We start from the raw sequence: 17,416 nt of genomic DNA on the forward strand, positions 1-17,416 counted from the left end.
CAAGCCTGGCAGGGCGAAGGAGTCTCGATGGGTTCATGGAAGAAGGGGCACGAGTTCGGCCCTGAGGACCTGACCGCAGGCCTGCCGGAATTCCTGCGCGAGCTGGCCCAGGCTCTTGAGACCGGCCAGGCCACCGGGGCTCTCGACGGCCTGCCCGTGGCCGAGCTGCGCAAGCTGGTGCTCGTGGCCGAGCGCCACGACAAGGGTCTCAGCCTGAAGCTCAAGGCCAAGCGCGCCCACGAGGTCCGCGTGCCCACCCGGCCCAAGGCCGCGCCCGCGCAGGAGCCCGCGGGCAGGGACAAGGCCAAGGTCTTGGCCTCGCGCGAGAAGTACCGCCAGCTCAAGAAGAGCATGCAGGCCGACTTCAAGGCCATGCAGGCGCTGGCGCGGGAGGGCCGCCTGCCGGGGCCGGAGGTCGTGGAGAGTTTTCTGAGCCTGGCCGAGCTCATGGCCCAGGGCGAGCAGCCGGTGAGCGGCGCTGTCCTGACCGAGCTGGCTCCGGCCAACGCGGCGTTCCTGGCCGATTGCCAGGCCCTGCGCAGGGCCATCTCCGCGCGCGACGCGGACGCCCTGGCCGCGGCCCTGGAGCGGCTGAGCCGGCGCAAGTCCGCCTGCCACGCCCAGTTCCGTTGATTTCAAGCGGTTCCGTCAAAAAGGAGCGAGAGCACATGCAGCCAGACGACTGCGGACACGGCGCAAGCCCCGCTGCGGCGCACAGCCTGACCCCGGAGGTCACCGAGGCCGACGAGCGGCTGTTCGCGGCCATCACCTCCACCAGGATGGACGAGGCGGCGGTTGCCCGCATCGTCACGCCCGCAGTGGTGCAGCCCAATCAGGAGGCCGTGCTGGCCGTGCACTGGCACCCGGAGTTCGTGCCCATGGAGCTCATCCGCACGCGCATCGAGGCCACCTACCCGGCCATGCGCACCCAGCTCATCATCCCCACCCAGCACAACGAGCTCATGGAGTACGGCCAGTACACCGGGGTCGAGGCGGACTGCTACTCCCGCGGGTTCAACCAGAAGGTGCAGATCCTGCTGCACTTCCGCACCGAGCGCCTGAAGAACGCCGGGGTGCTCAAGAGCATGCTGGCGCACACCCTGGACTACCGCTCCACCCAGCTTCACGACTACCTGAAGGCCGTCACCGGCGAGGACGACGCCATCCTGGCCGCCAGCGCGCGCGAGACCGGCACCGAGGAGGAGATCGTGGCCCTGGCCCGGCTGCTCTGCCGCAAGCTCTCGGCCCTGGTGGAAAAGCATGGCGGCGCGCTGCCCAAGGACGCCTTCAAGAACAAGCTGGTGCGCAACTTCGTGGACGGCTACCGGACGCTTTTGGACGACCGCCTGGTGAACCGCGCCCAGGTCTTCCTCAAGGCCGTGAAGCAGCTCGTCAAGGCCCAGTTCCCGCTGACCTATTTCTATCGCACCACGGAGTTCATCGAGGAGGCGCGCGCGCTCGGCGGCGGGGTGGTCATCCCGCACCCGGAGCAGTTCTGGCCCATCCTGCTGGCCGAATACGACGTGGACGGCTACGAGGTCTGGAATCCGCAGTCACAGCGCTACACCGAGTTCCTTATCAACGTGCTGCACGAGAAGAACCGGCGCCGCGGCCCGTCCGCCCGGCGCATGCTGGTGTTCATGGGCGACGACACCCACATGGGCGAGAAGACCCTGGCCCCGGGCAACGGCAATTCGTCCAAGACCAGGCGCGAGATCGGCCTGCAGCCCGCCTGGGACGACCTGTCCATCGGCAAGAAGCTTATCGTGGCCGACATGGACAGGGTTCGCGTCATCGAAGAGTACACCGCGCGGCTCGACGGCTAGCGCAGCCATATCGGGGGGACCACATGGGCCACGACCAGAGGTTTGTCTTTGAATCCGTGCAGGATGCTGCGAGCATCCGCAAATACCTTGAGGCCGTCATGGAGGGCCTGGACAAGGGCCGCCTGGTGGTGACCACCGGGGCCGAGGAGTTCGTGCTGGAGCCCGCCGGGCTTCTGAACTTCACGGTGAAGGCGCGTCGCCGGGGCGGCGAGGGGAGGCTTTCCCTGGCCATCACCTGGAAGTGCCCCGAAGACGAGGCGCCCAGGTCCGGCGAGACCCTGAGCATCAAGGCCTAGCCGCCATGTTCACGCTCGAGGGTATCGAGGAGAACTTCCGCTTCCTGGTGCTTGAGGTCACAAACCAGGTCAGCGAGACGCGCGCCTTTTTGCACGCCCCCAGCCACGAGGGCTACGACAAGGTCGTCTCCCGCGACGACTACATCGACAACCTGAAGAACATCGTGGAGGAGAAGTGCTTCTCCAAGATCCACCTTGAGCGCGGGCTGTCCAAGCGCGACATCGACCGCATCCGCGGCCTGCAGATCATCTCCGGCAACCTGGAGCGCATCGCCGACTACTGCGTGAACATCGCCGGGCAGGTGCGCTACCTGCACGACAAGAACCTGCTCGCCCGCCGCGATCCCGGCCCGCTGTTCGACATCATCGAGGAGAGCCTCTCGCGCATCCTCGAGGTGCGCTCCCGGGCCGAGGTGGCCGGGGCGCTCGGCATCTGCCGCGCGGAGTTCGAGCTGGACCGGCTCTACAAGGACGCCTTCGACCACTTCATGAACGAGCTGCGGCGCGGGCGCGAGGTGGAGAACAGCATCACCGCCATCTTCATCTTCCGCTACCTGGAGCGCATCGGCGACTCGCTGCTGAACATCGGCGAGGCGCTGCTGTTCTCGGTCATCGGCGAGAAGATCAAGATCGAGCAGTTCCAGGCCCTGCAGCAGAACCTGTCCCAGTCCGGCTTCGAGGGCGACGTGGGCGACATCGACTTCCGGTCCATCTGGGGCACGCGCTCGGGCTGCCGCATCGGCCGGGTGAGCCCGCGTGACGCCGCCCCGGACCCTGCCCAGAGCGGCATCTTCAAGGAAGGCAACCTGAAGAAGATGCGGCGCGAGCGCGAGAACATCGAGTTCTGGGCCAAGGTTTCGCCCGGCACCGGGCCGCGCATCTTCAGCTACAACGAGGACGGCGACGGCGCCTCCATGCTGGTGGAGTTCCTGCCCGGCTGCACCTGGAACGAGGTGGTGCTCACGGCGGCCTGGGACGTGCTGGAGGACGCCATCTTCGTCTTCGAGCAGACCGTGGGCGACATCTGGCGCGCCACCCTGGAGCGCGGCCCGCAGCCCGTGGGCTTCATGAGCCAGCTGGACGGGCGGCTCGCGGCCGTGCGCCACGTGCACCCGGACTTCTTCCGCAAGCGGCAAGCCCTGGGCCAGGTCCGCCTGCCGTCCACGGAGGAGCTGTTCCAGGCCTGCCGGGACATCGAGCCCGCGCTCTCCGCGCCCATGACGGTGCTTCTGCACGGCGACTTCAACGCCAACAACATCGTCTACGACCACTCGGCCCCGCGCGTGCACTACGTGGACCTGCACCGCTCCCACCGGGGCGACTGGGTGGAGGACGTGGCCGTGTTCCTGGTGTCCTTCTTCCGCATGCCCATCTTCGAACCGGCCCTGCGCGGGCGCATCAACCACATGATCTCCTCGTTCCACGCGCACGCGCACGTCTTCGCCGACGACATCGGCGACGGCACCTGGCAGGCCCGGCTGTCGCTTGGGCTGGTGCGCTCGCTGTTCACCAGCACGCGCTTCGAGCTCAACTACGACTTCGCCCGGGAGATGAACCTGCGCGCCCACTACCTCATGGAGGGGCTGGCGGAGCACGCGCAAACGGGCAAGCCCTGGGAGGACTACCGTCTGCCCAGGCCGGTGCTGTTCGCCTAGGGGGCCGGGGATGCGCATCGCTGTCATCGGCATACCCGGAGGCTGGTCGTCGGAAGCGCTGGCCGACGCCGTGGCCCGCGCCACGGGCCGACGCCTGTTGCTGGACCTGGGCTCGGCCCGGCTGGATATGGCCTCGGGCAGCGTGTTCTGCGCCGGGCCCGGGCAGGAGCCCGTGGACCTCTGTCGGCTCGACGCCGTGTTCATCAAGAAGGCCGCGCCCCAGTATTCGCCGGACATGCTCGACCGCCTGGAGCTGCTGCGCTTCGTGGCCGGGCGCGGCGTGCCCTGCTTTTCCGATCCCTCGCTCATCCTGCGCCTGGTGGACCGCCTGTCCTGCTCCGTGACCCTGTCGCTGGCGGGGCTGCCCCTGCCGCCCACCACCATCGCCGAGGACGTGGACTGCGCCCTGGACGCGGTGCTGGGCTATGGCCGCGCCGTGCTGAAGCCCTTGTTCACGTCCAAGGCGCGCGGCATGGTCCTGCTGGACGCCGCCGCCCAGGGCCGGGACGCGGCGCGGGTGGTGCTGGAGCGCTTCCACGCCTCCAACAGGGTCATGTACATCCAGCAGGCGCTGGACCTGCGCGGCCAGGACCTGGGCGTGTGCTTCCTGGGCGCGGAGTACCTGGGCACCTACGCCCGGCGCAAGCAGCCGGGGGCGGGGGAGTCGTGGAGCACCAGCACCGAGAGCGGCGGCCGCTACGCCGCCTTCGACCCGCCAGCGGAGATCATCGCCCTGGCCGACCGCGCCCGGCAACCCTTCGGCCTGGACTTCACCTGCGTGGACGTGGCCCTGACCGACAGCGGCCCCTACGTCTTCGAGGTGTCGGCCTTTGGCGGGTTCAAGGGACTCAAGGAGGCTTGCGGCATCGACGTGGCCGAGCTGTTCACCGCCCACGCGCTGCGCCGTCTGAAGCTGCTGGGCCAGGAGCGCCCGGCGTGAGCCTGCCGCCGGTTCAGAGGGACTTCGCGGAGCTGGCGAGGGGCTTTGCCGGGCGCTATCCGGCGCGCCACGGCCTGCGCCTGCGCCTGGAGGAGCTGACCCTTGACGTGCGCAGCAACGACCAGGCCGTGGTGGACGACCTGCGCGGCTATTTCGGAGGCTTCGCCGAGGCCGCCCCGGCGGACGGCCCGGCAGACTTGGAGTTCCTGCTGCTGGAGGCCCCGGTGCAGGAGCCTCCCGTGGCCCTGGCCATCAAGCCCGCCGCGCCGGGCAAGCGCCCGGACAAGGAGCGCTTCGCCGACGTTCCGGGGGCCGGGGGCGGGGGCCGCGTGGTGCGCAAGCAGGCCACGGGCATGCTCTTTCTCTTTGGCGCAGTCGCGGACAACATCGCCGCCAATATCGCAGTCGGCCCTTGCGCGGCCAACCGCAACCAGCTGGTGAATTTCCTCTGCGCGCGGTACATGGAGCGCCGGCTGGCCCAGGGCTGGATGCTCGGCCACGCGGCGGGCGTGGCGCAGCCGGGGGCGCTTGGCCGGGGGCTGGCCCTGTGCGGGTTCGCGGGCATGGGCAAGTCCACCCTGGCCCTGCACCTGGTGGCGCGCGGGCTGGATTTCGTCAGCAACGACCGGGCGCTCTTCCAGCCAGGCGGACAGCCCGCCGGTGAGGGCCGCGGGCCGGTGCTGCACGGCATCCCCAAGCACCCGCGCCTGAACCCCGGCACGGCGCTCGGCAACCCGGCCCTGGCGGCATCGTTGTCCTGTGCCCTGCCCGAGTCCGCCCGCACCGCCTACGCCGACCTCTCGCCCGAGGCCCTGCGCGCGGTGGAGGACAAGTACGACGCGAGCATCGACACGTGCTTCGGGCCGGGGAGGTTCCGGCTGGCCGCGCCCCTGGGCGGGGTGGTGGTGCTGAACTGGAGGCACGGCGGCGGGACTGTCCGCGCCCGGCGGGTGGACCTGGCCGAGCGGCTGGACCTGCTGGAGGCCCTGCGCAAGCCGCCGGGGGTGTTCTATCTGCCGCGGGCCATCGCCGCCGCCCCCCTGACCGGCGCCCAGTGCCTGGAAGCCCTTGGCGGGGTTCCCGCGCTGGAGCTCACCGGCGGGTCGGATTTCGAGGCGGCGGTAGTCGCCTGCGAGGAATTTCTGAGCGCCTGAGGCGCCAGCAAGCATAAGGACGGTACCACATGAGCGGCAACACCTTCGGCACCCTGTTTCAACTGACCACCTTCGGCGAATCCCACGGCCCGGCAGTGGGCGGCGTTGTGGACGGCTGTCCCCCCGGCATCCCGCTGTCCGAGGCCGTCATCCAGACCGAGCTGGACCGGCGCAAGCCCGGCCAGGGCGGCATCGCCGCCACCGCGCGCCAGGAGGACGACGCCGTGCGCCTGCTCTCCGGCGTGTTCGAGGGCGTCACCACCGGCACGCCCATCGGCTTTCTGGTGGAGAACCAGGACCAGCGCTCGCGCGACTACTCGAAAATCAAGGACGTGTACCGGCCCGGCCACGCGGACCTGACCTTCGACGCCAAGTTCGGCCTGCGCGACTACCGGGGCGGCGGGCGTTCCTCCGGGCGCGAGACGGTCTCCCGGGTCGCCGGCGGCGCCATCGCCCAGGAGCTGCTCGGGGCGCTCGGCATCCACGTCCAGGCTGCCACGGTGGAGCTGGGCGGCATTCCGGCCACCCTGCGCGACTTCGGCGGGGCGCTGTCGCGGCCCTTTTTCAGCGCGGACCAGCACGTGGTGGCGGCCTGGGAGGACCGGGTGCGCCTCGTCAAGGCCGAGGGCGACACGCTGGGCGGCGTGGTGGAGATCCGCGCCACGGGCGTGCCCGCGGGCCTGGGCGAGCCGGTGTTCGACAAGCTGGACGCGCGGCTGGCCTATGCGCTGATGGGCGTGGGCGCGGTGAAGTGCGTGGAGATCGGCGCGGGCGCGGACGCGGCCTGCCGCCTCGGCAGCGAGAACAACGACCAGATCACGCCGGAGGGCTTCGTCTCCAACCACGCCGGGGGCATCCTGGGCGGCATCTCCAGCGGCCAGGACATCGTGGTGCGCGCCTACGTCAAGCCCATCCCGTCCATCGCCAAGGAGCAGCAGACCGTGAACCGCCAGGGCGAGGCCGTGCGCCTGAACGTCGGCGGACGTCACGACATCTGCGCCATTCCGCGCATCGTGCCGGTGCTGAAGGCCATGGCCATGCTGACCCTGGCGGATTTCGTGCTGCTGCAGAGGCGGCTGGGAAGGTAGGGCTGGTTCTAGACCACCGGCGGCAGGTCCGGGGTCATCACGTCCGGCTCCATGTGGATGGTCACGCGGACCAGTTCCGGCAGGCGGGCGCGCAGCGAGGCTTCCAGCTCCACGGTCAGGTCGTGGGCGCGGGTGATGGGCGTTTCCGGGTGCATGCGGCAGTGGAACGACGCCCCGAAGCGCGCGCCGGAGCGGTGCAGCGTCAGCTGGTGCATGTCGCACACCCCGTCCGTCTCCTCCACGATGTCCGCGATGGCCTGCCGCAGCTCCTGGGCCGCCTCGCCATGCTCCGGCATGGGCGCGGGGTGCGCGCCCTCGGGCTCGATGTGCGTGACCACGCTGAGCACGGGCCCGAGCTCGCGGCGCAGCGCCTTTTCCATGTCCGTGACGCGCGCGTGGGCCTGGGCCAGGCTCAAGCTGCCCGGCACCTCGGCGTGCAGGTCCAGGCTCAGCCCCTCGTCGAGCTGGCGCACCTGGATGTCGTGGGCGCCCAGGCCAGAGAGCCCTGCCACCGCCCGCACGCGTTCAAGCAGGCCGCTGGCCCCTTCCTCCTGCGGCTTCACCTCGACCATCACGTCCGCGCCGGGCAAAAGCTCGCGCACGGCCTCCCGCGCCTCCCGCGCCACCTGGTGGGCCTCGTCGGCGTCGAGCCCCGGCTGCACAAGCAGGCGCATGTCCACGAAGCTCGCCGGCCCGCTTGCGCGCACGCGCACCCGCCGCACACCGGTGACGCCGGGCAGGGCCAGCATGGCGCGCTCGATGCGGCCGGAGGCCTCGTGCACCCCGGCGTCGAGCAGCACGTCGATGGCCTGGGCGCCGAGCCTCCAGCTGACCCAGAGCACGATGCCGCTGACGGCCAGGGCGGCCAGGGAGTCGGACCGCAGCAGCCAGGGCTTGAGCGCGGAGTCCGGGGCCACATGGTCCGCCAGGGCCAGCGCGCCCAGCCCGGCAAGCACCACCAGGGACGACCAGATGTCGGTGGAGAAGTGCAGGGCGTCGGCCTCAAGGGCCTGGCTGTTGTGCTTTTTCGCCGCGGCCAGGAGCATGCGCGAGCGCGAGAAGTCCACCACGATGGACACCACCATGACGCCCACGGCCCAGAGCGAGGCGTCGACCTCGCGCGGGTGGAAGAACAGCCGGTCCACGGCTTCGTAGATGATCCAGACGCAGGTAAGCAGCAAAAGCGCCGTCTCGGCCAGGGCGGAGAGGTTCTCCACCTTGCCGTGGCCGTAGGGGTGCTTGGCGTCGGGCGGCACGGCCGAGAGGCGCACCGCGAACAGCGTGACCCCGGCGGCCACAAGGTCGAGCCCGCTGTGCGCGGCCTCGGACAGGATGCCCAGGCTGCCGGTGTACAGGCCCGCGCCGAGCTTCATGCCCGTGAGCAATAGCGCGGCGAACACCGAGGACAGGGCGGCGCTGTTTTTTTCCTTCGCGGCCAGGGCGTCGTTTGCATGCGGCAGTTCAACCATTTATGGAGAATATGGCAAGGCGCTCCGGCCCGTCAATGCGTCTGGCCGGGCGCTCGCCCCGCGCCGTGCAGAATCTTTCCGGTACCAACACCTCCACCTTAAGCGTTGTCTGCTGATGGACGATAGGATATGATAATCATGCGCGGGATTCCGACCGTGCCTGCATCACTCGACCTCCACGGCGCGCGCCGCTACCATTATCGGCAAGGAGCCAATATGCCTCAGCAAAGTTCGTCCAGCATCAAGACCAGGCTTGCCGTTTCCGGTTTGGTTCTCGTGGGCGCGGCCAGCGCCCTGTTCGTCACCGGCTTCTGGCCGGACAGCTCGTTTGCCCTGCGGTGCGGGCTGTTTGCTCTGGCCATGCTCGGCGCCGGGGCGCTGCTGCTGACCGTCCACAGCCAGCTGGTGCTGCCGCTCAATGCCTTGCGCGCTTACGCCCAGGGCATCGCCGTGGGCAAGCCCGCCGCCTGTCCGGTTCTGCCCATGCCCGCCGAGTTCGCCATCCTGCGCGAGGCCCTGTGCAACCTGGTGGAGAACCTGAATAAGGCCGCCGAGGTCGCGCGGGAGAAAGAGGCCCACGCCGAGCGCGAGGCCGCCGCCACCATGACCGCCCTGGCCGAGAGCCGTGAAAAAGAGACGGCCTTGGCCGAGCTGCTGGAAAACATGCGCGCCGCCTCGGCCAAGGCCAAGGAATCCGCCGACCGCATCTTCGGGGCCGTGCGCGAACTGAATTCGAACATGGAGCAGGTGGGCAGCGACGTGCACGTGCAGACCGAGCGCGTGGACGCCACCACCCTGGCCATGGAGCAGATGAACGAGGCCATTCTGGACATCGCCCGCAACACCGGCGACGCCGCCCAGAGCGCCGACCGCGCAAAAGGCAACGCCCAGACCGGCGCCAAGGGCGTGCGCGAGGCCGTGGGCTCCATCGAGCGCGTCAAGGACCGCATCCTGGCCCTCAAGGAGACCATGACCACCCTGGGCAAACAGGCCGAGGGCATCGGCCAGGTGCTGGGGGTCATTTCCGACATCGCCGACCAGACCAACCTGCTGGCGCTGAACGCCGCCATTGAGGCCGCCCGCGCGGGCGACGCCGGGCGCGGCTTCGCCGTCGTGGCCGACGAGGTCCGCAAGCTCGCCGAGAAGACCATGACCGCCACCAAGCAGGTGGGCGACTCCGTGCGCAGCATCCAGGAACGCGCGCGGGAGAACGTGGTGGCCGTGGACGCCGCCGCCTCCGACATCATCGAGAGCGCCCGCGTGGCCGAGGAATCCGGCCACTACATGGAGGAGATCGTCAACATCGTGCAGGAGACCGCCATGGAGGTGGCCTCCATCGCCACCGCCAGCGAGGAGCAGTCCGCCACCAGCGAGGAGATCAACCGCTCCGTGGCCGAGGTGAACCAGGTGGCCCGCCAGACCGCCGACAGCGTCGAGCGCTCCACCCGCGTGGTGGTCGAGATCTCCGGCCTCACCGAGGAGCTGGACTCCATCATCCAGGGCATGGCCAGCGGCAAGCTCGCCGCCGTGGCCTCGGACAAGCTCATGACCTGGAGCGACGACCTGTCCGTGGGCATCCGCCTCATCGACGAGCAGCACAAGGTGCTCCTGGGCCTCATCAACGAGCTGCACGCGGCCATGCGCTCGCGCAAGTCCGACGCCGTCCTCGTGGGCGTGGTGGAACGCCTCAAGGAATACACCGTGAAGCACTTCGGCCAGGAAGAGGAATACTTCGACCGCTACGGCTACCCGGAAACGGCTCAGCACAAGGAATACCACCGCAAGCTGGTGCAGCAGGTGCTGGAGTTCGAGGCTGGCTTGAAGAGCGGCAAGGCCAAGGTGACCATGGAGATCATGCGCTTCCTGAAGGACTGGCTCATCGGCCACATCCAGGGCACCGACAAGAAGTACAGCGCGTTCCTGAACAGCAAGGGCATCCGCTAAAACGTGCCCCCGGGGGCGCTGCCCCCTCCCATCCTTCACGCCGAAAGGGCTGCTCCAGGAGAATCCTGGGGAAGCCCTTTCGCCTTATTTTTTGTGAATTATGCCAGCATATTATTGGGCAAAGAAATTGTAAACGAAAAGCCTTCCCGACCTATAGTCCTTTCCCGTATCTGCCGAAGAAATTCGTGAGGTCAGAGCCTGCTCCTGTGCGAAGCGTGAGCTTGCCAATAGGCTGCGGCAGCTGTGATCTGGGCGTATCTTCACCGCGCCGACTTGATGAATGGAAGCCGCTGCGGAATTAGCTCAACAGCATGAGGAGTGAGCGTCACCATGCCGCTGACGATCAACCATAACTTGATGGCCACGAAGACGGCCCGCCTGTTGGCGGACTCCTACGGGAAGCTGGCCGTCTCGACCCGCCGTCTGTCATCCGGCTTGCGCATTCAGACCGCGGGCGACGACTCTGCGGGCTTGGCCGTTCGCGAAATCCTGCGCTCGGAGATCAGGAGCCTGCAGCAGGGCATCCGCAACGCCAACGACGCCATCTCCATGATCCAGACCGCTGACGGAGCGCTCGGCGTCATCGACGAGAAGCTCATCCGCATGAAGGAACTGGCCATGCAGGCCGCCACCGGCACCTATTCGTCGGACCAGCGCCTCATCATCGACTCCGAGTACCAGGCCATGGCCTCGGAAATCACCCGAATCGCCAAGTCCACCGACTTCAACGGCATCCACCTGTTGAACGGCAACCTCTCCGGCGCCACCAGCACCCACAACGGCGCTGGCCTCCAGGCCACCGGTCCCATGAAGGTCCACTTCGGCACCGGCAACGACTCCGCCGAGGACTATTATTACGTTCAGATTGGGAACGTGACAGCCAGCGCGTTAGGGCTGAGTGGAAGTAGTGGTGGAAGTGGTGGCGGGAGTGTGGATAGTGCAACTTATTATGCGCAACAAACGACGCAATACGCTACGGCAAACAACCTGACTGCAAATGGTTTCAGCAACACAATATCTTTCTTGCAAAATAACCTATTAATTGCTGGCACTCAAATGCCTGCAAACGTATACAATGAATTTGACCCAACCGCTACGGTGACAGGGTACCGCACTCAGGATAATCTTACAGAGTATGACTTTGCCGTAGACAGGAGTGGGAATTTACGAGCCATAACATGGGGCACTACTTTAGTAAATTATGTTAGTAATATTACGGTGGCAGGGCCGCCAAGTTCAGGTTCAAGTTCAGGTTCGAGTTCAGGTCCTTCTATTTCCACACAGCAGCTGGCCCAGCAGGCGCTGGCCACCATCTCAAACGCCATCATCTCCAAGGACAAGATACGCGCCAACCTGGGAGCCATGCAGAACCGCCTGCAGAACACCATCACCAACCTGTCCATCCAGGCCGAGAACACCCAGGCCGCGGAGTCCCAGGTCTCGGATGTGGACGTGGCCACGGAAATGACAGAGTTCACCCGCCAGCAGATACTGACCCAGTCAGCTGTGGCCATGCTGTCCCAGGCCAACGGCCTCGGCCGGCTCGCCATGCAGCTCATCGGCGGCTAGGGGTTGTCGGCGTAAGCAGGGGCTCCGCCCCTGGACCCCGCTTAGAGGATTTAATAAAAAGTCTGTAATTTTATGGTGAAGAAATATTATTGAGGTCACAAATTTTGCGACCACTCCGAGCGGCTCATCGTGGGGCGCCAGGGGTGTTCTTCATGCCATTTTCAGAACCATGTGGGTCTTAAGTCCTTGAACTCGGCAGTCGTAAACCGAAGCACGCTGCAGTTCTCCTTGAACAGGTAGGTTCCACTACGCCGCGACCTCAACTAACGTTGCTGCTGACTACCGCACGGAGGTTGTCAAGGATGGCCCTCCTCATTCCCTCCATCGGGATTGCTCGAAGGGCGGCAAGCTGCGAAACGGTGTCGGCGACTTCGCGCGGGCGGATTGGCTTTCCTTGAATGAGAACGAATGGACCATCAGTCTCGGTGAGAAGGCGGTCCTCTGGCAGCTCGGCGATGAGTTGACGGTGCTTTGGGGAGTTGAGCATTTCCTTGTTGATCGAGAAATAGCACCCCAGGGCAACGGCTCGTCTGGCCTCGGCTGTAGTGCCGGTGAACCAGTGCAGGACAACATGTCCCCTGCTTGCTGGCAGTGCGCGTTCGATGTGGCCGAGCACCTTCCCGACAGCTCGGATGCTATGCACGGAGAGAATCTTCCCCCCCTGTTCCGCACAGGCACGGAGGATTCTCTCGAAAACGCGCTCTTGTTCGGGCAAGCTACGATAGAACCGTGGGCCAGCATCAAGTCCGATCTCACCCACATACCGAGCATCTGCCAGGTAGTGCTCAAACAGAGCCACCTCGCTTGCACGTTCGGCAACGAGTTGCGGGTGGAGCCCCAGTGCGACACGAACATGTGTGGCATGTGCTGCCAGTTCGCGGTTCCGAGGCCATGCCTTCGGCGTGGTCGTGACAGCAAGCGTAGCCACTCGCTCTCGATCACATTCTGCAATTAAATCCACGTGGTCTCGATAAAGGTCGAGGTGACAGTGGAAATCAACCCAGTGAGGCGTTTGGTGGGCTCGTTCGTTCACAGCGGTCTCGCTACTACACCTTCCAGCAGTCGACCAACCTCCTGCATTCCTGCAACGTAGACGGCTTCGTAGGCACCGAGTTTGTCAGGGTGATCTGTCAAAGGACCTGGCCGGTGAATGTCAAGACGAGCCAGCCCAGGTTTCCGAGAGAGCCTGGACAACATGAACTGGAAGGAGCGCACATGTTCCCCTTCGGCTTTTTTACTGTTGAGCGTTTGCCCCCGCAGGTCGGAAATGCGATAGGGAGTGTCGTCAGTTCTCCAGGCTTCAAGGATGGCAGCACGCCGGATCAGGCAAGGCACACAGCGACCGCAGTGCTTGGGGGCGCGCTGCTCAGGGTCTGGATCGTACCTGCGGCTACCTGGCGATGAGCAGGACATGGTGTGCCGGGCTTCTCTTTGAAGGAACGGAAGGTCGGCACAGGCCCTGGCCATTTGGCCCTTGGTGAGAAAAGCATATGGGTTCTCAAGGCGAACCTGGAGGCCAAGCCCATACAGAAGCTCGCCGAACCTGGCCATGTAATAGGGGTGGGTCGTGCGGGTGCTGAGGGCGCCAAGCCGCAAAGGGTCAAGCGGCACGTTGAGGGAAATCAGGCCATTCTCGGGTACGTATACGGTCATGTCGCCGCCGACGGCATCGGCAGTCAGCGAGGCGAGTGCGAAAAACAGAAACGAGCGGCCGCGTAAGGTGTCCTCAACAGATCCAACTTCGACGGTGTTGGCTGGAAATGTGACCCTGGCTTGGATGTGGTGCAATGTTTTACTGGGGTGGTGCTGCCTCAAGACGTGTGCACAATGTTCCTGGTATCCAGGAGTAAGATTGTCCCCGTAGTGGCTCACCAAAATTGGGGTTTGTCTTTCGGCAAGGAGGTCGATTGCGCCTATGAAGCTGTCGAGTCCTCCAGAGAAGAGGCAGACCGAGGTCGGGTTTGCCAAAGGGAGTACGCTTGGGGCGGCTGCCAGCGTACCAATCCCAGATGGGCGTGGGCGAAAGTGGACGCTCCACTGATCCCCTGTCAGAAACTTAAGCATTTTGGCTATGAGCGGCGCCAACGCAATCCATCGGTCTGGGGTATGGACTGGCACATGGAGATCGATTTTTCTCGTCCACGCATCCTGCGCATCTGCCGACCGAGAGATGCGAGTGTCAGCGGCGGTGATGGCGGCAGCAAGCAACGCGAGATCCACGGATGTCTCGGAAGGCCGTAACCCAATCTCCCGGAGTTGGCTCAACACCTGGCCCAGCCCAAAACGCAGGCCCGAGTCATCGAGGAACTGAATCTCCGTCGTGTGCATGTCCGCATTTGGCAGCTCAATTGTTTCCGTATCGCCTGCCCCGAGCCGAACTATGATGTTATGGTGTCTCATGCCTGAGCCTCCCCAGCGGCGGCGACAAGTTCGAACGCCACCACATAGATTTCATCAACGACGGCCGCTATGTCTCGGTCCGACAGCCGATCGAGGGAGTCGAGGCGTCCCGACAGTTGCCCCCTCGTTGCCCCGGTGACAAAGTCATGGAGCTGTTCTTGCGCATACTCCACCGCCGAGACATCATCGGGGAATGAAATCGCTCGACCGCCGATGTCGGCCATGACGCGTCCCTCAATCGACCGTGCAACGAAATCAAGGAAGAAATCCTTCAGTTGCTCCGGGGTGATGGTGTCAAAGCCCCCCACGCCCGCCTCGGCCATATCTCCAATGGCCTCTTGCATGGCCTCGCGTGTGATGGACTGATCAACAGTACCACCGGGAGGACAGAGAACCTCGAAAATCGCAAGAAACACATCCGCCGCGGGGCGTCCAATGAGCTCAGGAATGTTGAGTTGGCGCAGCGTTTCCGCTGGTCCGTGACGCTCGAAATCCCGGACGACCTGAAGTATGGCCCGAGCGGTCGTGCGGGGTGACGACATCCGATGAGCGGCATTTCGTGCGCCGCCAGTTCCTTTTCGAACATAACCCGAGAGGGCTCGCCCGAGTGTGTTCCGGTCGCCAGATCGGCAAAAGCGTGAAAAGACGCCGCGTGGCCCGCGCAGGCTGCCGGCGCCGACGGCATCCGGGCGTGGCGGCGAGGGCTGAGGATTCGTCTCTGGAGCTTGTGGCGGCTGCGGACGGGATGCAGGCAAGGCGGGCGCGCCGGGCAAGGTCGGCAGTTCAGGCGGAGCCTGGGGCGCCAGGGGAGACTGTTGGGGCTGCGGGTCATCGACAAAGGGAGGCACAAGGCCATTCGATGGCCCGCCGTAGCATTTTGACGTTCCCATTGCTTACGTCCTCCCCTCGAACTTAAGTATCCCTTGTGCAGCAATTTGAAGCGCCTTGTTGTCGCCCAGCTCACTCCATCCCTTTAGGATTGCCCGGTATTCAGCAACCATGCCGGGATCGGAGAAGCAACTTCCCCAGCTCGATGCAGCCCAGGTCCCGGATTTGTCCGCCTGCAGTTCACGAATGAAAGTGAGGAGGCGTCGCTGAAGCGCCGGGTGCGTTTTTACCATCTGCACAAGGCCATCGACTCCTCTGGGCTTCGTCCCGAAATTGTCTTCCTGGAGGATGCGGCCCCTGATCGCTTCGAACACTTCTTCCTGGTCGGGACCAGTGAGCTTTCCAACCTCCTGGGCGGCCCCGCTGACGGCCATCTGTGGCCCCATCAGCACATCGACAAGCCTCTCCAGGTGGCTGCTCGCCACGAGCCCGCCAAGCGAAATGCGTTTGTCACGGGTGACAAAGACATACGGGCGCAGGTCAACATCACCGAGTGGCGGGTCGATCATCGCCCAGCCCCTCACCCAGTCACTTTTCTCCCATTCAACCACCTCGGGCGGGAGCGATGGAGCGGGGGCTGCCACCGCCTTGCGCTCCCCCTTGGCAGCAGGCTTGTTGCTCTTGCCTTCCCCCGAGGGCGGGATGGGCCGCACATGCGCTTCGAACGCGCGCACAGTATCCGGCTTGCCCTCAGGGTGGCTTGCGGCAAGGCGGGCGACTTGCTCGTAGAACTCGGGCTTGAAGCGTTCCGCCAGCATGATTTTCGCGAGCACAGGCCGCTTGATCTCCGCACCGAACCCACGTGCGTCCGCGATGGCGTGCCGGAGCATCATCGAATTGAGGAAACGCTTGATCTGGCGCGGGTTGCCGCGTGTCCCTTCGCTCAAGATGCCTGTGACATGCGCGCTCATCGTAAGCGCAAGCTTGATTTCTTGCGGCACTTCACCCTGCATCGCCGTCTCGACAGCCAGCCGGTCGAGCCCCCGGCTTTTCCAGGGCTGCTTCATGTCCTCGCGGGCTGCACGAAGGAGCCGGACAAAACGCTCATCAGTTGGGCCCAAAACGCTCTCGGCAATCAGGAGCGTCACATAGACCCGCGTTTCGGCCGCCCCAAGAGCAGGTATACGGAACGGTACCTGGATCAACTTTTCAAGGTAGTTTCTTGCGTAACTGACTGGGCCAGAGCTGGGCGGCAAGTCAGGGAAATGCTCGCGTACCGCATACTCAATCATCATTTCGTCGGCACCGATTACAAAGGCGGTGTGGTCGACAAAGAGGAACAGGCGGATTGCTTCAAGCGTCGAGATGGCTGTTTTGGGGAGGCAGCGGTCAAGGTCGTCCACGATGACCACGAGCTGGTCAATGTCAGCGGCGGCGAGAAGTTCCTTGAACTCACCACGAAAGGCATGGATGTGCTCGGAGAGATTGCCGCTGTCGCCCGGCGCCTCTTTGATGAACTCGCTGGCTTTCTTGGCTGCCTCCTCAAAATCGCTCGCAGTGGCGCCTGCCTGCGCTTTGGACACGAAGGACGTGACGAGGTCACAAAATCCACTCATCTGGTCGAAGGTGGGGATGCCAGTGGCAACGGTGAACGCATACCCTCCAGCTTTCTGGACAAGCTTGAGCCAATCAATCCGCTTCAGCACCTTCTTGGCGGCTTCGGCGACCTTGGCGGTGGTCGGACGAGCGCGCTTGAGTTCTTCGACGATAGTTTCAATGACGACGATTTTCGCGTCCTCGAAGCCCTCGAATGCCCAGCCGTTGAACCAGAGGCACAAAACACGGTCCTTCCCCGCAAATGAGCCCTCAATCATTTTGAGGACGCTCGACTTGCCCGCTCCCCAGTCGCCGTGCACGCCAATGGTCATTGGAGCCTTGGGGGTATTGAGAATTAGGCTGACAATCGTTTGAGCAATCGCCTCATAGTGGAGAAGGTCCGTGGCAGTTTCCTGATCGTTCAGAAACATGGGGTCTCCGGCGGATGGTTGTACAGGTTGGAGCATTGTGGCGTATAAATGGAATTCTATAGCGTAAAATTTTGCTACGTGATTTCGGCCAGGGAATCAACACCGGCAACTTTTCGGAAGAACTCAACGTAGAACCGATTGGGACTATTACGCCAAGGTTCAAGGAAAGGCATTATGCAGGCCCACGAAAAATCTCTTGCTGTTTTTGATTTGATGAGGC

General features: G+C 64.8%; 14 protein-coding genes. 9 read left to right on the top strand and 5 right to left on the bottom strand.

From position 1 onward, the window contains the following. The first annotated feature begins 27 nt into the window (after positions 1-27). The 7 genes from RDU24_RS09170 to aroC are packed head-to-tail and all read left to right on the top strand — an operon-like array spanning position 28 to position 6,959. Positions 28-633 carry a GAK system XXXCH domain-containing protein gene (locus RDU24_RS09170; RefSeq protein WP_308735445.1) on the top strand — a complete coding sequence of 202 codons (606 nt, stop codon included), beginning with the start codon at positions 28-30 and terminating at the stop codon, positions 631-633. Positions 634-668: 35 nt separating this feature from the next. After that, on the top strand, positions 669-1,826 hold the full coding sequence (locus tag RDU24_RS09175) for a hypothetical protein (protein ID WP_308735446.1): 1,158 nt from the start codon (positions 669-671) through the stop codon (positions 1,824-1,826). Positions 1,827-1,849: 23 nt separating this feature from the next. Next, positions 1,850-2,122 (top strand): amphi-Trp domain-containing protein, encoded by a 273-nt coding sequence (locus tag RDU24_RS09180; protein ID WP_308735447.1) that lies wholly within the window; start codon positions 1,850-1,852, stop codon positions 2,120-2,122. A gap of 5 nt (positions 2,123-2,127) precedes the next feature. After that, the gene (locus RDU24_RS09185) at positions 2,128-3,777 is read left to right on the top strand and encodes a PhoU domain-containing protein (protein WP_308735448.1); all 1,650 of its coding nucleotides are present in this window, start codon (positions 2,128-2,130) and stop codon (positions 3,775-3,777) included. A 10-nt stretch (positions 3,778-3,787) separates the two neighbouring features. After that, positions 3,788-4,717 carry a GAK system ATP-grasp enzyme gene (locus tag RDU24_RS09190; RefSeq protein ID WP_308735449.1) on the top strand — a complete coding sequence of 310 codons (930 nt, stop codon included), beginning with the start codon at positions 3,788-3,790 and terminating at the stop codon, positions 4,715-4,717. Continuing rightward, on the top strand, positions 4,714-5,871 hold the full coding sequence (locus RDU24_RS09195) for an HprK-related kinase B (protein WP_308735450.1): 1,158 nt from the start codon (positions 4,714-4,716) through the stop codon (positions 5,869-5,871). Before RDU24_RS09190 ends, RDU24_RS09195 begins: the two co-directional genes overlap by 4 nt. Before the next feature lie 29 nt (positions 5,872-5,900). Further along, the gene (aroC, locus tag RDU24_RS09200) at positions 5,901-6,959 is read left to right on the top strand and encodes a chorismate synthase (protein ID WP_308735451.1); all 1,059 of its coding nucleotides are present in this window, start codon (positions 5,901-5,903) and stop codon (positions 6,957-6,959) included. Positions 6,960-6,967: 8 nt separating this feature from the next. Here the strand turns inward: aroC and RDU24_RS09205 are convergent, their stop codons facing one another. Next, positions 6,968-8,428 (bottom strand): cation-efflux pump, encoded by a 1,461-nt coding sequence (locus RDU24_RS09205; RefSeq protein WP_308735452.1) that lies wholly within the window; start codon positions 8,426-8,428, stop codon positions 6,968-6,970. Between the two features lie 216 nt (positions 8,429-8,644). Here RDU24_RS09205 and RDU24_RS09210 point away from each other — a divergent pair, with 216 nt between their 5' ends. Next, positions 8,645-10,372, top strand: coding sequence for a bacteriohemerythrin (locus RDU24_RS09210; protein ID WP_308735453.1), 1,728 nt, complete (start codon positions 8,645-8,647; stop codon positions 10,370-10,372). A gap of 330 nt (positions 10,373-10,702) precedes the next feature. Further along, positions 10,703-11,941 (top strand): flagellin N-terminal helical domain-containing protein, encoded by a 1,239-nt coding sequence (locus RDU24_RS15990; protein ID WP_374989754.1) that lies wholly within the window; start codon positions 10,703-10,705, stop codon positions 11,939-11,941. Between the two features lie 259 nt (positions 11,942-12,200). Here RDU24_RS15990 and qatD read toward each other — a convergent pair whose 3' ends face one another. From qatD to qatA, 4 genes are read right to left on the bottom strand one after another with little or no spacing between them, the layout of a single operon-like run. After that, the gene (gene qatD, locus RDU24_RS09225) at positions 12,201-12,974 is read right to left on the bottom strand and encodes a Qat anti-phage system TatD family nuclease QatD (RefSeq protein ID WP_308735454.1); all 774 of its coding nucleotides are present in this window, start codon (positions 12,972-12,974) and stop codon (positions 12,201-12,203) included. After that, positions 12,971-14,341, bottom strand: a complete 1,371-nt coding sequence (gene qatC, locus RDU24_RS09230) for a Qat anti-phage system QueC-like protein QatC (protein ID WP_308735455.1) — start codon at positions 14,339-14,341, stop codon at positions 12,971-12,973. Before qatC ends, qatD begins: the two co-directional genes overlap by 4 nt. Next, the gene (gene qatB / locus RDU24_RS09235) at positions 14,338-15,231 is read right to left on the bottom strand and encodes a Qat anti-phage system associated protein QatB (RefSeq protein ID WP_308735456.1); all 894 of its coding nucleotides are present in this window, start codon (positions 15,229-15,231) and stop codon (positions 14,338-14,340) included. The genes qatC and qatB overlap by 4 nt, the downstream gene beginning before the upstream one ends. Before the next feature lie 3 nt (positions 15,232-15,234). Then, positions 15,235-17,196, bottom strand: coding sequence for a Qat anti-phage system ATPase QatA (gene qatA, locus RDU24_RS09240; RefSeq protein WP_308735457.1), 1,962 nt, complete (start codon positions 17,194-17,196; stop codon positions 15,235-15,237). Positions 17,197-17,416: the final 220 nt, after the last annotated feature.

Source organism: Humidesulfovibrio sp., assembly GCF_031082295.1.
Classification (GTDB): Bacteria; Desulfobacterota; Desulfovibrionia; order Desulfovibrionales; family Desulfovibrionaceae; genus Humidesulfovibrio.